Below are 6,297 nucleotides of genomic sequence, written 5' to 3'. Positions count from 1 at the left end.
GGTTATCGCCTGCTGTTCCGGTGCTGTCATGTTTATATCCATGCTGATCGGAAGCTTTCTCACGAAGTTTGTTCCTGTATATGTGACGGAGAAGCTTGGCGGTTTGATATTGGTTGGAATCGGTGCGTGGGTTCTGTACCAATTCTTCAAACCGACAAAAGATAAAGAATACCTCTTGCATGAAAAAACACTGCTTAATTTAGAGGTTCGGTCATTAGGAATTGTGATTCATATTTTGAGAAAACCCATGAGTGCGGATATCGACAAATCGGGTGTGATCAATGGAATTGAGGCGGTCTTATTGGGATTTGCCTTATCGATTGATGCCTTTGGAGCAGGTATAGGCGCAGCCATTCTCGGTTTTTCACCGATTGTGATGAGCATCGCCGTGGCAATCATGAGCTCGCTGTTTGTATCAATTGGAATCAATGCCGGCCATTTTCTGTCTAAGTGGAAATGGATCGATAAAATGGCGTTTTTGCCGGGGCTTCTATTAATCACGATTGGGCTCTGGAAATTGTAAAAAGGAGTGGATCTCTTGACCTTAGTCATTGGTTTAACGGGAGGAATAGCTAGCGGCAAAAGCACGGTAGCCAATATGCTGATTGAAAAAGGAATAACAGTTATAGATGCAGATATCATTGCAAAACAAGCGGTAGAAAAAGGGATGCCGGCCTACCGGCAAATCATTGACGAATTCGGTGAAGACATACTGCTCTCAAATGGCGATATAGACCGAAAAAAGCTTGGAGCGCTGGTATTTACAAATGAACAAAAGCGTCTCGCTTTAAATGCAATTGTTCATCCCGCAGTCAGGCGGGAAATGCTCAATCGCCGTGATGAAGCCGTTGCAAATCGGGAGGCATTTGTTGTATTGGATATCCCGCTATTGTTCGAAAGCAAATTGGAATCATTGGTTGATAAAATTATCGTGGTCAGTGTGACAAAAGAGCTTCAACTGGAACGTCTGATGAAGCGCAATCAGCTGACGGAAGAAGAAGCAGTCAGCCGTATCCGCTCTCAAATGTCCTTAGAGGAAAAAACAGCAAGAGCAGATCAAGTCATCGATAACAGCGGCACGCTTGAAGAGACCGAAAGGCAGCTTGATGAAATCATGAACTGCTGGGCATAATACAAAAAACACCGTTCATATTGAACGGTGTTTTTTTGCCATTAAAAATCAAAGTTGTCCGGATCAGGACCGACTCGCAAGTTTTCATTCAGTGCATCGATTCGGTTCATGTCATCCTGCGTTAATTCAAAGTCAAATACGCTTGCATTTTCTTTAATGCGGTGTTCCTTCGTTGATTTAGGAATCGTAATGATGCCATGCTGCAGATCCCAGCGCAAAATAATTTGTGCGACAGATTTATTGTATGTTTGAGCGATGTCAGCCAATACAGGGTGATCCAGCAGCTGCCCCTGCATTAAAGGTGACCAAGCCTCCATCTGGATGCCCTGATTTTGGCAGTATCTTATCAACTCTTTTTGTGTGAGGCGCGGGTGAAATTCCACTTGGTTAATCATAGGCTTAATTTCAGCTGCCGTCATCAGATCTTCAAGATGGTGAATTTGGAAGTTGCTTACGCCAATCGCTTTGATACGGCCTTCTTTATACAGCGTTTCAAGCGCTCTCCAAGCTTCTTTATACTTTCCTTCTACAGGCCAGTGGATGAGGTATAGATCCAAATAATCCAGACCGAGTTTGGATAGGCTTGTTTCAAACGCGGCGAGTGTTTCTTCGTAGCCTAAATCCGCATTCCATACTTTCGATGTGATAAACAGATCCTCTCTTGAAATGCCTGCTTCTTCAATGCCTTCCCGAATCCCTTCTCCAACGCCAGCTTCATTTCCATAGATAGCTGCAGTATCAATACTGCGGTACCCGTGAACAATGGCAGTTTTAACTGCGTTTACCAGTTCAGATCCTTCTTCCACTTGGAACACGCCGAGGCCGAACCAAGGCATTTCTACCCCATTATGAAGTGTTGCTTTTGCTTGTAAATGTGTTGTCATGTTCATTTCCTCCTTTAAAATTGTCAGGCTTCCTGCCGATCTCGTTTTTCCATTAAGCGGCTCCAGCCTGTTAAAATGACTGCACCGACCACCATTAATCCGCCTATCCAAGCGGTATGAATCAATCCGATTGAATCGGTGATCACACCGCCAAGGTATGACCCAAGCGCGATTCCTGCATTAAAGGCAGCGATATTCATTGCGGATGCGACGTCAACTGCACTCGGGACAAAACGCTCAGCCAGCATGACGACATACACCTGAAGGCCGGGCACGTTCATAAAGGCCAGCAATCCCATACAGAGAATGGTAATGAGCCCTGCTGCTTGATAGGGGGCTGTAAATGTCAGTACGAATAGAACGATTGCTTGTACGATAAACATATAGAATAAAGCGGCAATCGGATTTCGGTTTGACAGCTTTCCGCCAATCATATTGCCGATAGCAATAGCTATTCCGTATCCGAGCAGAATCACTGCAACAGTCCCGGCTTTGAAGCCTGTTACTTCCTGAAGCAGGGGAGACAGATACGTGAACACAACGAATGTTCCTCCGTATCCAAGCGCTGTAATGACAAATAAAAGCAATAACCGGCTGTTTGTCACAAGCTTCAATTGATCCCGCATCGTTGTTTTCGTCCCTTTTCGTAATTTGGACGGTACAAGAATGCCATTTGTAATGAAAGCAATGATTCCGACGGCGATAATGACCATAAAGGCGAAACGCCAGCCGAACTGCTGGCCGATAAATGTCCCAAAAGGAACTCCGGTTACAGTTGCCACCGTGAGGCCGGTAAACATAATTGAAATCGCGCTAGCCCTTTTATCTTCCGGGACAATATCCGCTGCGATTGTCGAACCGATCGACATAAACACACCGTGCGAAAATGCCGATATCACACGTGCTGCTAGTAAAATCCCGATGCTTGAAGCGGTTGCTGCCATCGTATTACCGGCAATAAAAATAAACATGATCCAAAGCAATAGTGTCTTACGCGACATGCTTGAGGTCAATGAAGTTAATATAGGTGCCCCAAATGTAACGCCGAGCGCATAAAGGGAAACGGTTAATCCTGCTGTCGTGACTGGAATATGCAGGTCATCAGCAATGAGCGGCAAAAGGCCGACACTGATAAATTCAGTTGTCCCTATTGCGAATGCACTTACGGCCAAAGCCAGTAGTGCAGGAATACTGCTTTTGGCTGAAGTCATGATGTTCCTCCTTTGTAAGATGTGTTGTATGATTGAAATTCTGCCGAGTAAGCTATATAAATAAAAAAGAGCAGATTCAAATCAGCCGGCAAATGTGATTATGAAACATATCGTTAAGAAATAAAAGTACGTACTTTGAAGTGCTATAGTCACTTTTTGGTGCCTGTGAGGAGAATGGATTGTATGGAGAAGAAAAAATATAACATTTCTGTTGAAGCGACTCTTGAAGTGATTGGAGGGAAATGGAAATGCGTCATTTTATGCCATTTGACGCACGGAAAAAAACGCACAAGCGAATTAAAACGCCTAATGCCCAATATCACGCAAAAAATGCTGACTCAGCAGCTGCGCGAGCTGGAAGCGGACGGTGTCATTAACCGAATCGTATATAATCAAGTTCCTCCCAAAGTGGAATATGAGCTCAGCGAATACGGCCGCAGCTTAGAAGGGATTTTAGATATGCTGTGTGCTTGGGGAGCGAATCATATTAACAGAGTGTACGGGGATACATTTTCTGTGCTAGAAGAAAGTGTGCTCAATGATAAGTTAAAACAGGAATCATAAAGCATGAGGGCAGTCAGTGCGGAGCGCTGGCTGCTTTTTGGTTCTTACGCCTGATATTCTGTGCAAGAAAACATAAGATGCATCATAAATTAGCGTTATAATCGTTGATTTTTATCAATATGTACTGGCGAATTTGTTTTAATGTGTTATACTAATTTTAGATAGTAACAAATTAGGATGGCATAATTGATAAGGGGTGTCCAACATGAAGGTAAAAGTAGCGATCAACGGGTTTGGAAGAATCGGAAGAATGGTTTTTAGAAAAGCGATGTTAGACGATCAAATTCAAGTAGTGGCCATTAACGCCAGCTATTCCGCAGAAACGCTGGCTCATTTAATAAAGTATGACACAATTCACGGCAGATACGACAAAGAGGTTGTGGCTGGTGAAGACAGCCTGATCGTAAATGGAAAGAAAGTGCTTTTGTTAAACAGCCGTGATCCAAAACAGCTGCCTTGGCGGGAATATGATATTGACATAGTCGTCGAAGCAACAGGGAAGTTTAATGCTAAAGATAAAGCGATGGGCCATATAGAAGCAGGCGCAAAAAAAGTGATTTTGACCGCTCCGGGAAAAAATGAAGACGTTACCATTGTGATGGGCGTAAATGAGGACCAATTTGACTCTGAGCGCCACGTCATTATTTCAAATGCGTCATGCACGACAAACTGCCTTGCGCCTGTTGTAAAAGTGCTGGATGAAGAGTTTGGCATTGAGAGCGGTCTGATGACTACAGTTCATGCGTATACGAATGACCAAAAAAATATTGATAACCCGCACAAAGATTTGCGCCGGGCGCGGGCTTGCGGTGAATCCATCATTCCGACGACAACAGGAGCGGCAAAGGCGCTTTCACTTGTGCTGCCGCATCTGAAAGGAAAACTTCACGGCCTCGCCTTGCGTGTCCCTGTTCCGAACGTCTCATTGGTTGATCTCGTTGTTGATCTGAAAACGGATGTTACGGCTGAAGAAGTAAACGAGGCATTTAAACGCGCTGCCAAAACGTCGATGTACGGTGTACTTGATTACTCAGATGAACCGCTCGTTTCGACTGATTATAATACGAATCCTCATTCAGCGGTCATTGACGGGCTTACAACAATGGTAATGGAAGACAGGAAAGTAAAGGTACTGGCGTGGTATGACAACGAATGGGGCTACTCCTGCAGAGTTGTTGATCTGATCCGTCATGTAGCGGCACGAATGAAACATCCGTCTGCTGTATAAAATAAGGTCATGGACACATTTTAAAGAAAAAACCCTTAACAGCATATTTCTGAAAAAACGCACCTTGCAAATTAGACTTAAACACAGTATACTATTTTTCGTGAACTTCTTGCTTGAGACTGTTTCGGAATTACTTAAAGGGTTAGGACCTCTCCGGACTAACTTTCCCCCGTGGTAAATGGCCGACCCAGTTGTTGGAATTTCACTTTTTAATTCTTGTTAAGGGGGGTCCATGACTATGGAAACAATGGGGCGTCACGTTATCTCCGAGCTATGGGGATGCGATTTTGATAAGCTGAATGACATGGATTTTATTGAAAAAACGTTTGTAAATGCTGCTCTAAAATCAGGTGCTGAGGTGCGCGAGGTTGCATTTCACAAATTTGCACCGCAAGGCGTAAGCGGAGTTGTGATTATTTCTGAATCACACTTAACAATTCACAGTTTTCCTGAGCACGGATATGCGAGCATTGATGTTTATACTTGTGGAGACTTAGATCCTAATGTCGCTGCTGATTACATCGCAGAGGCATTACATGCTGATACAAGAGAAAACATTGAAATACCAAGAGGAATGGGGCCTGTGCAAATTAAACAGGCGCAAGCGAAAGTACTATAGTAAACACGAACACAAAGGGAGCTGAAGCTAGAAAGCCATTATGCGCTTTTTAGCTTATGCTCCTTTTATTTTTATAAAGAAACAAGGGTGGTCCAGCTTTTTCTTTTTTCGTTTTTTTTGTAAAATAAGAAAGAGATTTTCACAAACCACCAGATGCTGTAGACACAGCTTTACACAACGGCTCTCCCGACAGATGCTTTCACATCTATTTTAAAAGGCGGAGGCTGCCGAAAATACATTGCAGGGAACGAAATAGTTGGGAGCTGATTTTATTGAAATGTCCTTCATGCCAGCATAACGGAACGAGAGTCCTCGATTCACGGCCTGTGGATGACGGAAAATCGATTCGCCGAAGACGCGAGTGTGAATCCTGCCACTACCGGTTTACGACCTTTGAGAAAGTGGAGGAAACCCCGCTCATCGTCGTGAAAAAAGAAGGTGTGCGTGAGGAATTCAGCAGAGAAAAAATGCTGCGCGGTCTCATAAAAGCATGTGAAAAAAGACCTGTTTCACTCAAAACGCTTGAAGACATGTGCTTTGATATTGAAAAAGAACTTCGCAATCAAGGCTGCTCTGAGGTGAAAAGCGAGCTCGTCGGAGAAATGGTGATGGACCGGCTGGCTAAGATTGATGAAGTCGCATATGTACGGTTCGCGTCA

8 protein-coding genes are annotated in these 6,297 nt (G+C 44.0%); 6 read left to right on the top strand and 2 right to left on the bottom strand.

The window, feature by feature from the left end:
- The coding region (gene ytaF / locus RAC86_RS33645; RefSeq protein WP_377886553.1) for a sporulation membrane protein YtaF at positions 1-523 on the top strand (523 nt) is incomplete at its 5' end.
- 15 nt (positions 524-538) lie between these two features.
- Complete coding sequence (gene coaE, locus RAC86_RS33640) at positions 539-1,132, top strand: dephospho-CoA kinase (protein WP_377886552.1); 594 nt, start codon at positions 539-541, stop codon at positions 1,130-1,132.
- A 41-nt stretch (positions 1,133-1,173) separates the two neighbouring features.
- Here coaE and ytbE read toward each other — a convergent pair whose 3' ends face one another.
- Positions 1,174-2,016 carry an aldo/keto reductase YtbE gene (gene ytbE, locus RAC86_RS33635; RefSeq protein WP_003229455.1) on the bottom strand — a complete coding sequence of 281 codons (843 nt, stop codon included), beginning with the start codon at positions 2,014-2,016 and terminating at the stop codon, positions 1,174-1,176.
- Positions 2,017-2,039: 23 nt separating this feature from the next.
- Complete coding sequence (locus RAC86_RS33630) at positions 2,040-3,227, bottom strand: MFS transporter (protein WP_072175322.1); 1,188 nt, start codon at positions 3,225-3,227, stop codon at positions 2,040-2,042.
- 183 nt (positions 3,228-3,410) lie between these two features.
- Between RAC86_RS33630 and RAC86_RS33625 the strand changes: the two genes are divergently transcribed.
- The 4 genes from RAC86_RS33625 to nrdR form a co-directional block, all read left to right on the top strand.
- Positions 3,411-3,791, top strand: a complete 381-nt coding sequence (locus RAC86_RS33625; protein ID WP_003229458.1) for a winged helix-turn-helix transcriptional regulator — start codon at positions 3,411-3,413, stop codon at positions 3,789-3,791.
- Between the two features lie 205 nt (positions 3,792-3,996).
- Entirely contained in the window at positions 3,997-5,019 is a 1,023-nt protein-coding gene (locus RAC86_RS33620; protein ID WP_377886551.1) for a glyceraldehyde-3-phosphate dehydrogenase, read from the top strand.
- Positions 5,020-5,257: 238 nt separating this feature from the next.
- On the top strand, positions 5,258-5,638 hold the full coding sequence (speD, locus tag RAC86_RS33615) for an adenosylmethionine decarboxylase (RefSeq protein WP_003223584.1): 381 nt from the start codon (positions 5,258-5,260) through the stop codon (positions 5,636-5,638).
- Between the two features lie 272 nt (positions 5,639-5,910).
- Positions 5,911-6,297: transcriptional regulator NrdR (nrdR, locus tag RAC86_RS33610; protein ID WP_377886550.1), on the top strand; the 387-nt coding region annotated here is incomplete at its 3' end.

Source organism: Bacillus sp. LR_5 (assembly GCF_042709275.1).
This window is presented reverse-complemented; position numbering and strand designations above follow the sequence as displayed.

What these genes read in the sequence shown, in the direction of transcription:
- RAC86_RS33625 (WP_003229458.1), top strand. Translation starts at nt 3,411, where the DNA reads ATGGAGAAGAAAAAATATAACATTTCTGTTGAAGCGACTCTTGAAGTG.
- speD (WP_003223584.1), top strand. Translation starts at nt 5,258, where the DNA reads ATGGAAACAATGGGGCGTCACGTTATCTCCGAGCTATGGGGATGCGAT.
- RAC86_RS33630 (WP_072175322.1), bottom strand. Translation starts at nt 3,227, where the DNA reads ATGACTTCAGCCAAAAGCAGTATTCCTGCACTACTGGCTTTGGCCGTA.
- ytbE (WP_003229455.1), bottom strand. Translation starts at nt 2,016, where the DNA reads ATGACAACACATTTACAAGCAAAAGCAACACTTCATAATGGGGTAGAA.
- RAC86_RS33620 (WP_377886551.1), top strand. Translation starts at nt 3,997, where the DNA reads ATGAAGGTAAAAGTAGCGATCAACGGGTTTGGAAGAATCGGAAGAATG.